Here is a 14,455-nt window from a genome sequence, read left to right on the forward strand (position 1 = left end):
TTCGTTACTCCCAGATGAGACGGGCGGCGAGGCCGGTGAAGACAAGGGCGGTGATCTTGTTCAGCGCGCCGGAGAGGCGCGACATGGTGCGGCGCAGGAGGCCGGCTGTGGCGCCATAGGCGCCGTTGATGACAAGACCGGTGAGAGAGAAGATGAGGCCCAGTAGGATGATCTGGTGCCAGATGGGGCCGACGGATGGATCGGTGAACTGTGGCAGCAGGGCGAGGATGAAGAGCGCGACCTTGGGGTTGAGGATGTTGGTCAGGAAACCGCGTTTGAGGGCAGAATAGAGACTAAATGAGCCTTGCGTCGCGCCGATCCCCGGCGGCGCGCGCCAGGTTCTGACGGCAAGGTAGAGAAGATAGGCCGCGCCGCAATAGCGGATCACGTCGAACGCGACAGGGCTGGCCGCGATCAGGGCGGCGAGGCCGAGGGCGGCAAGCATGGTATGCACGATGCCCCCCAACGTGACGCCCGCCGCCGCGGCGATGCCCGCGCGAGGCCCGCCCGACAGGCCCGAGGCGGAAACGAAGAGCACATCGGCCCCGGGCGTGAGGTTGAGCAGAATCCCGGCGCCGGTGAAGGCGGCGATCAGGGCCGGATCCATTGCCAGAAGCGTCTCTAACATGGCCTGTTTCACCATTTGTCCAGCTGCGGAAGGCCGTCACCGATGGCGTAGTAATCGCCCTTGCCCGCGACAAAGATATGCCGCTTCAGCGTGGTGTGCGTGGGGCTGTCGAGGGTGCCCATGGCAACTGAGACATGATCGGAGTCGATGGGACGATAGAAGAGCGAGGAGCCACAGCGCGTGCAGAAGCCGCGTTCGGCGTGATCGGATGAGCGATACCAGGCGAGCGTGTCGTCGGCGTGAAGCGAGAAGTCTTCGTTCATCACCGTCGTCCCGGCCCAGACATGACCCGAGGTGCGGCGGCATTGCGAGCAGTGGCAGGCCGAGGGTTGGCGCAGGGTGTCGGTGGTGATGGTGAAGGCGACCGACCCGCATTCGCAATGTCCGTGAAACATGTCCGGGCTCCTCAGTAAACCGGCGGGGCGATGACCCAGATCGCCACGGCGGGGGTGTCATAGGGGTTGGCCCAGCGGTAGGGCTCGCCCCGGAAGCGGAAACTGTCGCCGGGGTGAAGGGTAAACTGGCGGCTGCCGATGGTCAGGTCGAGACGGCCGGAAATGATGTAGCCAACTTCCTGGGTGGGGCGTTCGGCCGGGGTCTGCATGGCCGAGCGGGGCTGAAAGGTGGAGTGCACCATCTCGAAATCATCGGTGAGATCGGGGGAAAGCAGTTCTTCGATCAGGCCCTCCTCGGACGATCCCATTGGCCGGCGGGCATCGGCGCGCACGACATAGCCCTGTTCCTCGGCCGGGGCGGCGGCATGGGCGAAAAGCATCGACATCGGCACACCGAGGGCAGCAGCGATCTGGCGCAGGTCGGAGATGGACGGCTCGGACAGGTCACGCTCGACCTGGGAGAGCCAGCCGACCGAGCGGCCGAGCGTTTCGGCCAGGTCAGTCAGGGTGTGGCCGCGCGATTTCCGCAATGCGCGCAGATCGGCGCCGAGCGTGGAAGGGTGGGGCGGTACGTGCTGCATCGGCTGGCCCGTGAAAATTCGGTCGTGAATTTCACGGTGCCTGAGTCGCGTGAAAATTCAAAGCATTTTTTCACGAGCGGCCGAAGCGCAGTTGATCGAGCGGGGTGTGGGGGTTTCACACCCCCACACCCCCGTGGGATATTTGCGGCAAGATGAAAGACCGGACCGGACTCAGGCCCGCTCGATCGCTATGGCGGTGCCTTCGCCGCCGCCGATGCAGATGGCGGCGATACCGCGCTTGAGATCATGCTTTTCCATCGCGTTCAGCAGCGTGACCATGATGCGGGCGCCGCTTGCGCCGATCGGGTGGCCGAGCGCGCAGGCGCCACCGTTTATGTTGACGATGTCACGCGGCAGGCCCATTTCGCGCATGAACGCCATGGGCACGACGGCGAAGGCCTCGTTCACTTCCCAGAGATCGACATCGTTCTTGTCCCATCCGAGCCGGTCGAGCAGTTTCTGTGCGGCCGGGATGGGCGCGGTTGGAAACTGCGAAGGCGCCTGCGCATGGCTGGCATGGCCCAGGATACGGGCGCGGATATTAAGGCCCTGCGCCTCGGCATGGTCGTGCGCGGCGAGCACCAGCGCGGCCGCGCCATCGGAGATGGACGAGGAGTTGGCCGCGGTCACCGTGCCATCCTTGCGGAAGGCGGGCTTGAGCATCGGGATCTTTTCGGGCCGCGCCTTGCCGGGTTGTTCGTCGCGGGTGATCACCTCTTCGCCATGGCGGGCGTGGATGGTGACCGCTGTGATCTCGTTATCAAACGCGTTCGTACGTTCCGCTTCGAGCGCGTTTTCCAGCGAGGCGATGGCATACTGGTCCTGGTCCTCGCGGGTGAACTGGAACGCCTCGGCGCAGTCCTCGGCGAAGGTGCCCATGAGGCGACCCTTGTCATAGGCGTCTTCCAGCCCGTCGAGGAACATGTGGTCGATCACCTGGCCGTGGCCGATGCGGGCGCCGCCGCGCATCTTGGGCAGAAGGTAAGGCGCGTTCGACATCGATTCCATGCCACCAGCCAGCATCGTGGCGTTGTGGCCCAGCGCGATCTGGTCATAGGCCATCATCGCCGTGCGCATGCCCGAGCCGCACATCTTGTTCAGCGTGGTGGCCGGCACCTCTTCGCCGAGGCCGCCGGCAAAGGCGGCCTGGCGCGCGGGGGCCTGGCCCTGGCCCGCGGGCAGAACGCAGCCCATCAGGACCTCGTCTACGGTTTTGACGCCGGCGTCGGCCAGCGCGGTGCGAATCGCCGCGCCGCCCAGTGTGGCGGCGGGAACGCCGTCGAAAACGCCTTGGAATCCGCCCATTGGCGTGCGGGATGCGCCCGCGATTACAACCTCTTTCATGTCAGCCTCCGTAACTGGTTGGCCCATGCATACCGAATGGTAAGGAATGAGGTCTAGCCTGCGCGCAACGCAACCGTATTTCTACGCAAGAAAAGGAGGCGAGATGGACCTTCAGAGCAGCGAGACCGCCGACATGCAGATCGTCACGGTGAACGAGGCGCGGATCGACGCGGCGGTGGCGATCCGGTTCAAGGACCGCATGCGGGAGGTAACCGGGACCGGTGCGCCGCATGTGATCCTGGACCTGGCGCAGGTGGATTTCATCGATTCCAGCGGCCTGGGCGCGATCGTGGCGGCGATGAAACAGCTGGGCGCCACGCGGCGGCTGGACCTGGCGGGGCTGAGCGCGAACGTGGACCGGGTGTTTCGCCTGACCCGTATGGACAGCGTCTTCACCATTCACGATGACGTGGCGCAGGCGCAGGCGGTTTATGCCGGTTGACTGCGCAGGGTAGCGCGGCACCGATGCCGAGGGACATGAACATGCCCGAAAGCTTTCGCCTCGAATTTCCCAGCGAAGAGCTGGCGGTTCGCCGGGCACTGGAAAGGTTGCGGCACTGGTTGCTTGCCGCGGGCTGGGACGGGGCTGTGCCAGGCAAGGTCGAGCTGGTGCTGGGCGAGGTTCTGAACAACGTGGTCGAGCATGCCTATGACGGCAAAATGGATGGCCTGATCGTATTGAGCTGTCGGGCCAGGGGCGCCGGGCTGGCCTTTGACGTGAAGGATGCCGGACGCGAGATGCCGGGGCTGGCCCTGCCCAAGCGCAGGCCGGCGAAACTGGATTGTGCGCTGGATGACCTGCCCGAGGGCGGATTTGGCTGGTTTATGGTGCACGAGTTGACCGAGGATCTTGCCTATCACCGCGTGGCAGGCCGGAACGCTCTGACCTTTTCGGTGATTCCGGACGATCAACGCTGACACCGGGACGTGTGTTTACCCTGCCGCGACAATTCCCTGATCCATCTTTGAATCGTCACAAAGGCTTCCTATTGGCGCCCGATTCAGACCGGATAAGGGAAGGGTAGCTGCATATAGCTTCCCTCGGCGCCGGGCGTTAACAGCCCCCACCCAGTGTCCGGCGTCGAGGTTTCCCTTTCCCCTGACATCGAAACCCCCGGCCGGAACGCAACGGCGCAATTGGCATTCCCCGATCTGCCGCCTAGTGTGGCGCGCAGATGCGAAAGGGAGAGCTGAGCATGCGCGATTTCCATTTTCCCGGGCGGTCCCCGGTTCTGGCCCAGAACGGGGTTTGCGCCACGTCGCACCCGCTTGCCGCGAAGGTGGCGGTGGAGATGCTGGAGCGCGGCGGCAACGCAATGGACGCGGCGATTGCCGGGGCGGTTCTGCTGGGCATCTGCGAACCGCAGATGACGGGAATCGGCGGTGATTGCTTTGTCCTGTTCAACTCGGGCGGCGGTGACGAGATTCGCGCATTGAACGGATCCGGCCGGGCGCCGGCGGCGGCCAGCGCCGCGGCCCTGCGCGAAAAGGGTCACAGCACGGTGCCGCTTTATGCGCCCGAGGCGGTGACGATTCCCACGGCGATCGACGCGTTCTGCCGGCTGAGCGCCGATTGGGGCAAGCTGGGGCTGGATGCGATCCTGGAACCGGCGATCCGCTATGCCGAAGATGGCGTGCCGGTGGCACCGCGCGTGGCGTTCGACTGGCCCGAGGCGGCCAAGGCGCTGCAGGGGCACGGCAAGGCGCATTACCTGATCAACGGCGCGGTGCCGACGGTGGGGCAGATGTTTGCCGCACCGGGGCAGGCCGAGGTGTTGCGGCGGATCGCCAAGGATGGGCGCGATGCGTTCTATACCGGCGAGGTGGCCGAGGACATGGTGGCCGCGCTGCAGGAACTGGGTGGCGTGCACACGCTTGAGGATTTCGCGGCGGCCGAGAGTTTCTATTCCGAGCCGGTGAGCGGGAATTACAAGGGCACCGACCTGGTCGAGCATCCGCCGAACGGGCAGGGGGCGACCGCCATCCTGATGCTGAACATCCTGGCGCAGTTCGACCTGGCCGGCATGGACCCCTTTGGCGCCGAGCGCGCGCATATCGAGGCGGAGGCCGCGAAGCTGGCCTATGATGCGCGCAACCGGTTCATCGCCGATCCCGACCACATGGCGCGGCTGGAGCATATGCTGAGCATGGAGACGGCGAAGAAGCTGGCCGCGCTGATCGATCCGAAACGCGCAATGGCGGCGGCCAGGCCGGTGAGCGAGGCGGTGCACAAGGACACGATCTATATCACCGTGGTCGACCGGGACCGCATGGCGGTGAGCCTGATCTACTCGATCTTCCACGGCTTCGGCAGCGGCATCGCGAGCGAGAAATTCGGCGTGCTGCTGCAGAACCGCGGCGCGGGGTTCAGCCTGGAAGAGGGCCACCCGAACGAGATGGCGGGCGGCAAGCGGCCGATGCACACGATCATTCCGGGCATGCTGCGGCGCGCGGGCAAGGTTGTGATGCCGTTTGGCGTGATGGGCGGGGCGTATCAGCCCAACGGGCACGCGCGGGTTGTCACCAACATGATCGACTATGGCATGGAGCCGCAGGACGCGATCGACGCGCCGCGCAGTTTCTCGGACGCGGGCAAGATGAAGGTTGAGAAGGGATATACGGACGCGGTGCGCGCGGAGCTGGCCGAGATGGGCCACGATGTCGAGGTGCCGGACGGGCCGCTGGGCGGCGGGCAGGCGATCGTGATCCGCGAGGATGGGGTGCTGGAAGGGGCCTCGGACCCGCGCAAGGACGGCATAGCATTGGGGTATTGAGCGATGGCAATCACACCGGTCAAGGAGATGGTCGCGAAGGCCAAGGAACAGATCACGCAGCTGTCGACCGAGGAAGCGGCCGAGAAGGCCGCGGCGGGTGAGATCCTGCTGGTTGATATCCGCGACCCGCGCGAACTGTCACGGGACGGGCGTATTCCGGGAGCGTTTCACGCGCCGCGCGGGATGCTGGAATTCTGGATCGACCCGGCCAGCCCCTATCACAAGGAGGCGCTGGCCACCGACAAGACGCTGGTGCTGTTCTGCGCCAGCGCCTGGCGATCGGCGCTGTCGGTGAAGGCGCTGCAGGAGATGGGGGTGGAGAACATCGCCGAGATGGAAGGCGGGTTCGGCGCCTGGAAGAAGGAAGGCCGCGAAATCGAAATGTAGGGTGGGGTTTCACCCCACCAGCGGCCTAGTTCAGTTGGAAATGCAGCGGGTAATGGCCGTCTTCGAACGGGCCGAACAGGTCGGGGATGTCGGGATGGTCGACAGGTTCGCCCGAGTAGTCCGCCACGAGATTCTGTTCGCTCACATAGGCGACATAGTAGCTTTGATCGTTTTCGGCGAGCAGGTGGTAGAAGGGTTGTTCCTTCGCGGGGCGGCTGTCTTCGGGGATGGCGTCGTACCATTCCTCGGTGTTATTGAACTCGGGATCAACGTCAAAGACCACACCGCGAAACGGGTGTTTCTTATGCCGGACAACCTGGCCCAAATGATATTTTGCGCGCGATTTCAGCATCGTGATCAGCCCCTGCCGAATGACAATAATGCCTATGGGCCGCGATGTCCATTTCAGCAGGGCAAAAAGACAGGAAACAGTCTGTGAACCTAGTTTTGACAGTGCTCGAGATTGTCACGCCGGTATTCGCGCTGGCGGCCATCGGGTTCATCTGGGCGCGCATGGGGATCGAGTACCGGGTGCAGTTCGTCACCCGCCTGGCGATGAACCTGGCCACGCCCTGCCTGATCTTTACCGCGCTGATGAAGGCCGAGGTGAGCCAGCAGGCGCTGAGCAGTTTCCTGCTGGCCGCGGTCATGGGGCATGTGGTGATGCTGGCGGTGGCCTGGGCGGGGCTGAAGGCGGCGGGGGCTGATATCCGCACCTACCTGGGGCCGTTCGTGTTCGGCAATACCGGCAACCTGGGCCTGCCGCTGGCGCTTTTTGCCTTTGGCGGTGAGGGGTTGAGCCTGGCGATCGTGTTCTTTGCGGTGTCTGCGATTTTCGTGTTCACGGTGGGCCTGGCCGTGGTGGCGGGCAAGGGCGGCTGGGGCCGTGCGGCGCGCGAGCCGATCGTCTGGTCGGCGGTACTGGGCGGCGTGTTCCTGTGGAACGGGTGGGAAACGCCCGCGGTGGTGACCAATACGCTGGACCTGATCGGGCAGATGGCGATTCCGCTGATCCTGCTGACGCTGGGGGTGGCGCTGGCGCGGCTGGAGGTGCGCAACATGAGCCGCGCGGTGCTTCTGTCCCTGATGAAGCTGGCGCTGGGCCTTGGGCTGGGTTGGGGCGTTGCACTGGTGCTGGGGTTGGAAGGCGTGGCGCTGGCGGTGCTGGTCTTGCAGCTGAGCATGCCGGTGCCGGTGACGACCTACCTTCTGGCCGAGACGTTCGGCGAAGAGGGCGGTGCGGATGCGCAGGCGGTGGCGGGGCTTGTCGTCGTGTCGACGGCGATTTCGGTGCTGGCGATCCCGGTGATCCTTGCAATTCTTCTTTAGCTGCGGCGGCAAAAGCGCTAGAATAGCAAAAAACATAAAAGACCAAGGCGAGAGGCAGGATGAGCAGAACCCTTCGCGCGGTGTTGATATTTCTGTTGCTGGGCAGCTGTGCCGGGCGTGATACGAGCGCGCCCAAATCGCTGGACAATGCCTGCAGCATTCTGAGCCAGAAACCGCATTTCGTGCGCGCCTTTCGCGCGACCGAACGCAAATGGGGCGTGCCGGCGCATGTGCAGATGGCGACGCTTTACCAGGAAAGCAAATTCATCTCGGATGCGCGCACGCCGTTCCGTTATGCGCTGGGCGTGATCCCGATGGGCCGTCAATCCAGCGCCTATGGCTATGCCCAGGCGCTGGACGGCACCTGGGAAGAATACCAGCGCAAGACCGGAAGCCGTGGCGCGCGGCGCAATGACATTCGCGATGCCGCCGATTTCATGGGCTGGTACATGAACCTGTCGAAAGAGCGTAACGGCATCGCATTGTCGGACGCGCGCAACCAGTATCTAGCCTATCACGAAGGGCATACCGGTTACAGCCGGGGAACCTATCGCAACAAGGCGTGGCTGATGCGGATCTCGGGCGAGGTGGCGGCGCGGGCCGATACCTATCGCGCGCAGCTGCGGACATGCCGCAGCTGGCGCTGATCAGCGCTGGAACGACCTGGTATTGGCGTCGATGTCGAACAGGCGATAGGGCAGGTTGCCGCCCTTTTTCAATTCGCCCAGAACCACGGTGGTGGATGAGCCGGAATCGTCGTTGACGATCCACTGGCGCAGCTCGACCGGGTTCGAGGTGAACTTGAGCTGGATATTACCGTATTCGGGATGCTCGGGGTCCTGGGCCGTGACGGTGGTGGCGGTGCCGTCATAGGAGTGACCGACAACCATGTTGGTGCGGCCCAGATCGACATTCTTGGCCAGGATGATCTTCAAGGGCGTCTTGTTCAGCGGATAGGTTTCCGGGCCCTGGTTGGTTTTCGGATCGAAGATGGCCACGGCCCCGGACGACGCCAGGACCAGCGTCTTTTCCGGGGGGTTGTATTCGAACCGGATCTTGCCCGGGCGCGCGATGTAGATCGTGCCGGTGGAAATCGTCCCGTCATCGTTGATCTGGGTGAAGGCACCCTGCGCGGTTTGCAGGCCGTTCAGATATTGCGAGATCGCGTTGAGCGATAGCTTCTCGGCCCAGGCCGGGGCGGCGAGACCCATGGCAAGGGCGGCGGTCAGGGCAAGGCGGGCCAGTTTCATCTACTCGAACCTCATGGTTTTGCGCCGGTCTATCCCGACAGATAAGCAATGTCTGCCGCAAACCCAATTGTTAAGCGATAACATGCCCGGGTTTATGCCGGGGTTGGCCGGGGGTGGGCGGGGTGGATGCCCCGCCCGGCGCCCTTATTGCTCGGGCACGAGGATCTCGCGCTTGCCGACGTGGTTGGCCGAAGACACAACGCCCTCTTCCTCCATCTGCTCGACCAGGCGCGCGGCCTTGTTATAGCCGATCGCCAGCTTGCGCTGGATGTAGGAGGTGGAGCATTTGCGGTCGCGGATAACGATCGCCACCGCCTGGTCATAGAGCGCGTCTTCGCCTTCGGTGTTGCCGCCGAGGCCCAGAACCGCGTCGATATCGCCGGCCTTCTCGTCCTCGGGGCCTTCGACAACGCCGCCGACATACTCGGGCGGGCCATAGGCCTTGAGGTGGTTGACGATTTCCTCGACCTCTTCATCCGAGACGAAGGGGCCGTGGCAGCGGGTGATCTTGGCGCCGCCGGCCATGTAAAGCATGTCGCCCATGCCGAGGAGCTGTTCGGCGCCCATTTCGCCCAGGATGGTGCGGCTGTCGATCTTCGAGGTCACCTGGAAGGAAATCCGGGTGGGGAAGTTGGCCTTGATCGTGCCGGTGATCACGTCGACCGAGGGGCGCTGCGTGGCCATGATGATGTGGATGCCCGACGCCCGGGCCATCTGGGCCAGGCGCTGGATGCAGGCCTCGATCTCTTTACCGGCGACCATCATCAGGTCGGCCATCTCGTCGACGATGACGACGATATAGGGCATTTTCTCGGGCATGATCTCTTCGGTCTCGAAGACGGGTTCGCCGGTGTCATCGTCAAATCCGGTCTGCACCGTGCGCGAGAAGGTTTCGCCCTTGCGCAGGGCGTCGGCCACGCGGGAATTGTAGCCGTCGATGTTGCGCACGCCCATCTTGGACATCTTGCGATAGCGCTCTTCCATCTCGCCCACGACCCATTTCAGGGCCACAACCGCCTTTTTAGGGTCTGTAACGACCGGCGAAAGCAGGTGCGGGATGCCGTCATAGACGGAAAGCTCCAGCATCTTTGGGTCGATCATGATCAGGCGGCATTCCTCGGGTGTCAGTTTGTAGAGGAGCGACAGGATCATGGTGTTGATGGCCACCGATTTGCCCGAGCCGGTGGTGCCGGCGATCAGCAGGTGGGGCATCTTGGCGAGGTTGGCGACGATGGGATCGCCGCCGATATCCTTGCCCAGCGCCAGCGGCAGTTTGTGCGTGCCGTCGCCATATTCGCGGCTGGAGAGGATTTCGCGGAAATTCACCATCTCGCGGTTGTCGTTGGGCAGTTCGATGCCGATGACCGAGCGGCCCGGCACGGTCGAAACCCGGGCCGAAAGCGCCGACATCGAGCGCGCGATATCGTCGGCCAGGCCGATCACGCGGCTGGCCTTGAGGCCCGGGGCCGGTTCCAGCTCGTACATGGTGACGACGGGGCCGGGGCGGACCGAAACGATTTCGCCTTTCACGCCGTAATCATCCAGCACGGTTTCCAGCATGCGCGCGTTTTCCTCCAGTGCCTCGTCCGAGAGGTGATGGCGCTGCACGTTCTCGGGGCTGGCTAGCAGCGAAAGCGGCGGCAGTTCGTATTCAGGGCGGCTGTCGTCGAATTGCAGGGTCGGCTGGGCTTCGGCCCGGGCGCGGGTCGACGGCTGGATCGGTTTGCGTGCGGGTTGCTGCACGACCTTGCGGGGTTGCATGGCCGGGATGGCCTGCGGCTGTGCCGGGGCCGGCTCGGCCTGGAACGGCAGCGCGTTCTCGATCACCTCGTCCTCGGCATATTCGAAGCCGGTGGGTTCGGGCGCGGCCGACAGCGGCGGTTCGGGCGGCAGGGCGCTGGCCGTCAGCGGAGGTTCCGGCGGCAGATCGGTAGCCGCCGGCCCGGTGTTGAGGATCAGCGGATCGGGCCCACGGCCACGGCCCTTGGTCAGCGGGGCATGGGCCTCGGACTGCACGGCGGGGTTCTGACGCACGCGCGATTTGATGACGTCGGCGATCTTGGCCTTGATCCGGTCATCGCCCGGTGCCTCGGGCGCGGCCGAGTAATCGGGCTCGGGCTCGACCAGTTCGGGCTCGGGCATCGGTTCGGGGCGGCGGATTAGGTTGGTGGCGCGGGAAAGAATGCTTTCCTTTTCAATGGCTTGTGCCGTCTCGACCGGCGGCTCTTCGCGATAGATGGCAGGGGCGGCGGGCGCTACGGCATAGGCCGGCTCGGCCGCTTGGGCCTCGTGCATGGCGGCCCATTCGGCGGCCTCGGCCGCCTCTTGCGCGCGGCGTTCGCGGCGGGCCGCGTTCTTTTCCTGAAGGGTCTGGGCGGTGGCCACGGCCCCGCGCGCGGTTTTGCCCATCAGCGACATCAGCGTGGCATAGAGCATGATCAGGCCGATCAGCAGGAAACGCCCGATATAGCGCAGCTCGGGCCGGGTAAAGCCCAGCACGAAGGCGGCCATGGCCGTCATTGCGATACCCAGCAGGATCGACAGCAGCTTCAGCCCGAAGGTGGCTGAAATCGGCAGGATGTTCAGGAGGCTGCCCAGCACGGTCTTGCCAAAGAGCCCGCCCAAGCCAAAGGAATGGGTCCATTCCGGACCGGGCACTAGCGTTGCGGCATAGACCGACAGAAGGGCGATCCAGATCGGGGCGAAGATCAGGCGGCCAACGGCGCGTTCATTGCCGCGATGCAGGGCAAAGCGGACGCCCCAGGCGACAAGCACGATCGCGAGGCCCCAGCTGCCCAGGCCCACGATCATGAACATCGGCGCGGCGACAGAGGCCCCGAGCCGGCCCATCCAGTTCTGCACGGGGGCGTCAGTGGCCGACATCCACCACGGATCGGAGGGCGCATAGGACCAGAACATCGCTGCGGCGGCGCATCCCATCAGGACCAGGGCAATGCCCAGGAGTTCCTTGCCGCGTTTCTCGATCGCGTCGGCCATGTTGCTGTCCAGAAGCGGATCGCGTCCTCGTGCCTGATATGCCATGTCGTCCCTCGTCCTCAGCTGTAGATGCAGTCACGCAGCCGGATCAGCCCGTGCTCCATTTCGTCTTTTGGGGCCACCATCGCGACCCGGACATAACCCTTGCCCGGATTGATGCCGTTGACATCGCGGGCCAGGTAGGCGCCGGGCAGGACCCGCACGCCGGTTTCCTTCCACGCTTTCAGCGCGGTCTCTTCGCCGTCATCCACCGGCAGCCACAGGAAAAAGCCCGCCTGCGGGCCCTGGTAGCCCTGAATGCCGGCCATGACCTGATCGGCGACAGCGTATTTTTCCTGGTAGAGGCGGCGGTTCTCGATCACGTGTTCTTCGTCGTCCCAGACCTTTTCCGACGCGATCTGAAGCGGCAGCGGAATAGGCGCGCCGGCATAGGCGCGCAGCTGCTTCAGGCGGCGGATCGACTCGGGCCCGCCGGCGACAAAGCCCGAGCGCAGGCCGGGCAGGTTGGAGCGTTTCGACAGCGAATGAAACACGACCACACGTTCGGGATGCGCGCCCATCTCGGCGGCGACTTCGAGCGCGCCGGGCGGCGGATCATCGCGGTAGATCTCCGAGTAGCACTCATCGGCGAAGATCTGGAAATCGAAATGTTCGGCCAGGCCGATGAGCTCGCGCAGATAGGCGCGATCGGCGACAGCGCCCTGCGGGTTCGACGGCGAACAGATATAGGCGGCGGCGACGCGGTTCAGCATGTCCGTGGGCAGGCCCGAGAAATCGGGCAGGAAGCCGTTTTCGCGGGTGGCGGCCACCATCACGGGCCGGGCGTTCACCGAAATCGCGCCGATCATGTAGACCTGGTAGAACGGGTTGGGCAGCAGGATCAGCGGCTGCTCGCCGCGCACCTTTTCGGGCACCAGTGCCATACAGACATTATAGAGCCCTTCGCGCGTGCCGTTCAGCGGCATCACCTGCGTATCGGGATCGCTGGCCACACCATAGCGGCGTTCGATCCAGCGCGAAATCGCGCCGCGCAGGCCGGGCGTGCCGTCATTGGGGGGATAGTCGTTGAACCCGGAGGCATTGTCGGCGATCAGGCCCGGCACCCAGGCCGGGAAGGCGTGCTTGGGTTCGCCGATCGTCATATGCACCACGTCGCCCCCCGGCTGGTGATGATCCAGCAGGGCGCGCAGGCGCGGAAATGCATAAGCCGGTAGGTTCGAAAACCGCTCGGGAAACATGATTATACTGCCTCAAGACCGGGGTCATTGGCGCCCCGTTTGAGATCAAACTACCCAAGCCGCGTTGCCCCGTCCAGAAAAACAGGCGCGATTCCGGCAGGTTGTGGCATTTAGGACAACGCCTGTTCGGCGCCCTTGGCAACGCGCAAAAGGGCTTCTTCGCCAAAGGGTTTGCCCATCAGGATCACGCCGCAGGACGGCACGCCGGTGGGCAGGGTGATGGCCGACAACCCCAGCATGTTGCCGATGCGCGTGTTCTGCAGCGCCAGCAGGTTTTCGGCCACGTAATAGTCGTGATCGCTGGCCAGGCGTTCCACATCAGGCGGCAGGATGGGCGAGGACGGGATGATGACCGCATCGTAATGCGCCACGCGCGCGTTCCATTCGGCGCGGCACTGGTCGATGATCTGCCAGGCGCGCACGAAATCGGGGCCCGAATGATCGCGACCGGCACGGAAACGTTCAAGGATTTCGTGGAACATCTTGTCCGGCGCGGTTTCGATCAGCTCGCCCCAGGTGCCCCAGGCCTCGGAGGTGAAGGTGACGGCCGATTGCGCCATGGCGCGGGTCACTTCCGGCGCTTCGAATTTTTCAAGCTTCGCGCCCGCGTTCTGCAGCCGTTCAAGCGCTGAATGATAGGCCGCCATCGGCTGGTCGCGCACATTTTCGAGCGCCTGGGTCTGTAGCACGCCAATGCGCGCCCCCCGGGTGCTGGCACCGCGCAGGTCGGCGGCCTGGCCGCCCTCCATCGCTGCCAGCATCAGCGCGCAATCCTCGACATTGCGCGACAGCGGGCCGATCGTGTCGAACCGCGCGCACAGCGGCACCACGCCGGTAATCGGCAGGCGTTCGGCGGTGGTTTTCAGGCCGGTCAGGTCGTTCCAGGCACTGGGGATGCGGACCGAGCCGCCGGTATCCGAACCGATACCGCAAGGCGCCAGGCCAAAGGCAACCGAGGCCGCCGCCCCCGAGGACGAGCCCCCCGGCACGGCATGCGGGTAGTTCACGTTGGGCGGCGTGGCGGTCACGGGGTTATAGCCCAGCCCGGAAAAAGCCAGCTCCGACATATGTGTCTTGCCCAGGCAGACGGTGCCGGCCAGCGTGGCGTTTTTCAGCACCCAGGCGTCTTCGTCCGGGGTGCGCCCCTCCAGCAGGGCGCAGCCTGCCTCGGTCTTTACGCCGGCCGTGTCAAAAAGGTCCTTCCAGCTGACCGGCACGCCATCCAGAAGGCCGCGGCGATGGCCGGCCCGGGCGCGCTTCGCGGCCGCCTCGGCCTCGGCCAGGGCACGCTCTTCGGTCAGGCGGGCATAGATGCTGTCGCGGTGCTTGTGCGCCTTGATCGCATCCAGATAGGTCTCGGTCAGCGTGACGGGGTCGATTTCGCCCGTGTCGATTCCACGGCCCAGATCGCCCATGCTCATCCACAGCCAGTCTTTCATCGCGCCATCCCTTCATCTTGCCAGAAATACTCCCGCCGGAGGCATCCGACGGACCTGTCACGCGCCACGCTAGCGGCGAAGTGCGGCATGGAC

15 protein-coding genes are annotated in these 14,455 nt (G+C 64.6%); 6 read left to right on the forward strand and 9 right to left on the reverse strand.

The genetic code is table 11. From position 1 onward, the window contains the following. Positions 1-4 precede the first annotated feature (4 nt). The 4 genes from E0501_RS08910 to E0501_RS08925 all read right to left on the reverse strand — a co-directional run bounded on the left by E0501_RS08910 (position 5) and on the right by E0501_RS08925 (position 2,948). Positions 5-643 carry a LysE family translocator gene (locus tag E0501_RS08910; RefSeq protein ID WP_235857797.1) on the reverse strand — a complete coding sequence of 213 codons (639 nt, stop codon included), beginning with the start codon at positions 641-643 and terminating at the stop codon, positions 5-7. Further along, complete coding sequence (locus E0501_RS08915; protein WP_137701036.1) at positions 637-1,023, reverse strand: GFA family protein; 387 nt, start codon at positions 1,021-1,023, stop codon at positions 637-639. Before E0501_RS08915 ends, E0501_RS08910 begins: the two co-directional genes overlap by 7 nt. 11 nt (positions 1,024-1,034) lie before the next feature. After that, on the reverse strand, positions 1,035-1,604 hold the full coding sequence (locus tag E0501_RS08920; protein WP_137701037.1) for a helix-turn-helix domain-containing protein: 570 nt from the start codon (positions 1,602-1,604) through the stop codon (positions 1,035-1,037). A gap of 171 nt (positions 1,605-1,775) precedes the next feature. After that, entirely contained in the window at positions 1,776-2,948 is a 1,173-nt protein-coding gene (locus E0501_RS08925; RefSeq protein WP_137701038.1) for a thiolase family protein, read from the reverse strand. Positions 2,949-3,051: 103 nt separating this feature from the next. On the opposite strand from E0501_RS08925, the gene E0501_RS08930 reads away from it, so the two are divergent. The 4 genes from E0501_RS08930 to E0501_RS08945 all read left to right on the forward strand — a co-directional run bounded on the left by E0501_RS08930 (position 3,052) and on the right by E0501_RS08945 (position 6,109). Continuing rightward, on the forward strand, positions 3,052-3,390 hold the full coding sequence (locus E0501_RS08930) for an STAS domain-containing protein (RefSeq protein ID WP_137701039.1): 339 nt from the start codon (positions 3,052-3,054) through the stop codon (positions 3,388-3,390). Between the two features lie 41 nt (positions 3,391-3,431). Next, positions 3,432-3,866, forward strand: a complete 435-nt coding sequence (locus E0501_RS08935; RefSeq protein ID WP_161594585.1) for an ATP-binding protein — start codon at positions 3,432-3,434, stop codon at positions 3,864-3,866. A gap of 278 nt (positions 3,867-4,144) precedes the next feature. Continuing rightward, a complete protein-coding gene (ggt, locus tag E0501_RS08940; protein WP_137701041.1) occupies positions 4,145-5,722 on the forward strand; it encodes a gamma-glutamyltransferase in 1,578 nt (525 codons plus the stop codon). Between the two features lie 3 nt (positions 5,723-5,725). After that, a complete protein-coding gene (locus tag E0501_RS08945; RefSeq protein ID WP_137701042.1) occupies positions 5,726-6,109 on the forward strand; it encodes a rhodanese-like domain-containing protein in 384 nt (127 codons plus the stop codon). Between the two features lie 25 nt (positions 6,110-6,134). On the opposite strand, the gene hspQ is transcribed toward E0501_RS08945, so the two are convergent. After that, positions 6,135-6,461: a heat shock protein HspQ gene (gene hspQ / locus E0501_RS08950; RefSeq protein ID WP_137701043.1), complete on the reverse strand. Its 327-nt coding sequence runs from the start codon at positions 6,459-6,461 to the stop codon at positions 6,135-6,137. A gap of 83 nt (positions 6,462-6,544) precedes the next feature. On the opposite strand from hspQ, the gene E0501_RS08955 reads away from it, so the two are divergent. Both E0501_RS08955 and E0501_RS08960 read left to right on the forward strand, forming a co-directional pair. Further along, entirely contained in the window at positions 6,545-7,438 is an 894-nt protein-coding gene (locus E0501_RS08955; RefSeq protein ID WP_137701044.1) for an AEC family transporter, read from the forward strand. A gap of 59 nt (positions 7,439-7,497) precedes the next feature. Next, positions 7,498-8,085, forward strand: a complete 588-nt coding sequence (locus E0501_RS08960) for a transglycosylase SLT domain-containing protein (protein ID WP_137701045.1) — start codon at positions 7,498-7,500, stop codon at positions 8,083-8,085. Here the strand turns inward: E0501_RS08960 and E0501_RS08965 are convergent, their stop codons facing one another. The 4 genes from E0501_RS08965 to E0501_RS08980 form a co-directional block, all read right to left on the reverse strand. After that, positions 8,086-8,688: a LolA family protein gene (locus tag E0501_RS08965; RefSeq protein WP_137701046.1), complete on the reverse strand. Its 603-nt coding sequence runs from the start codon at positions 8,686-8,688 to the stop codon at positions 8,086-8,088. Between the two features lie 144 nt (positions 8,689-8,832). Then, the gene (locus E0501_RS08970) at positions 8,833-11,730 is read right to left on the reverse strand and encodes a DNA translocase FtsK (protein ID WP_137701047.1); all 2,898 of its coding nucleotides are present in this window, start codon (positions 11,728-11,730) and stop codon (positions 8,833-8,835) included. Between the two features lie 14 nt (positions 11,731-11,744). Beyond that, positions 11,745-12,923 carry an aminotransferase class I/II-fold pyridoxal phosphate-dependent enzyme gene (locus E0501_RS08975; RefSeq protein ID WP_137701048.1) on the reverse strand — a complete coding sequence of 393 codons (1,179 nt, stop codon included), beginning with the start codon at positions 12,921-12,923 and terminating at the stop codon, positions 11,745-11,747. A gap of 110 nt (positions 12,924-13,033) precedes the next feature. Next, positions 13,034-14,362, reverse strand: coding sequence for an amidase (locus tag E0501_RS08980; RefSeq protein WP_137701049.1), 1,329 nt, complete (start codon positions 14,360-14,362; stop codon positions 13,034-13,036). Positions 14,363-14,455: the final 93 nt, after the last annotated feature.

The sequence above is a fragment of the Marimonas lutisalis genome (assembly GCF_005434965.1).
Lineage (GTDB): Bacteria > Pseudomonadota > Alphaproteobacteria > Rhodobacterales > Rhodobacteraceae > Marimonas_A > Marimonas_A lutisalis.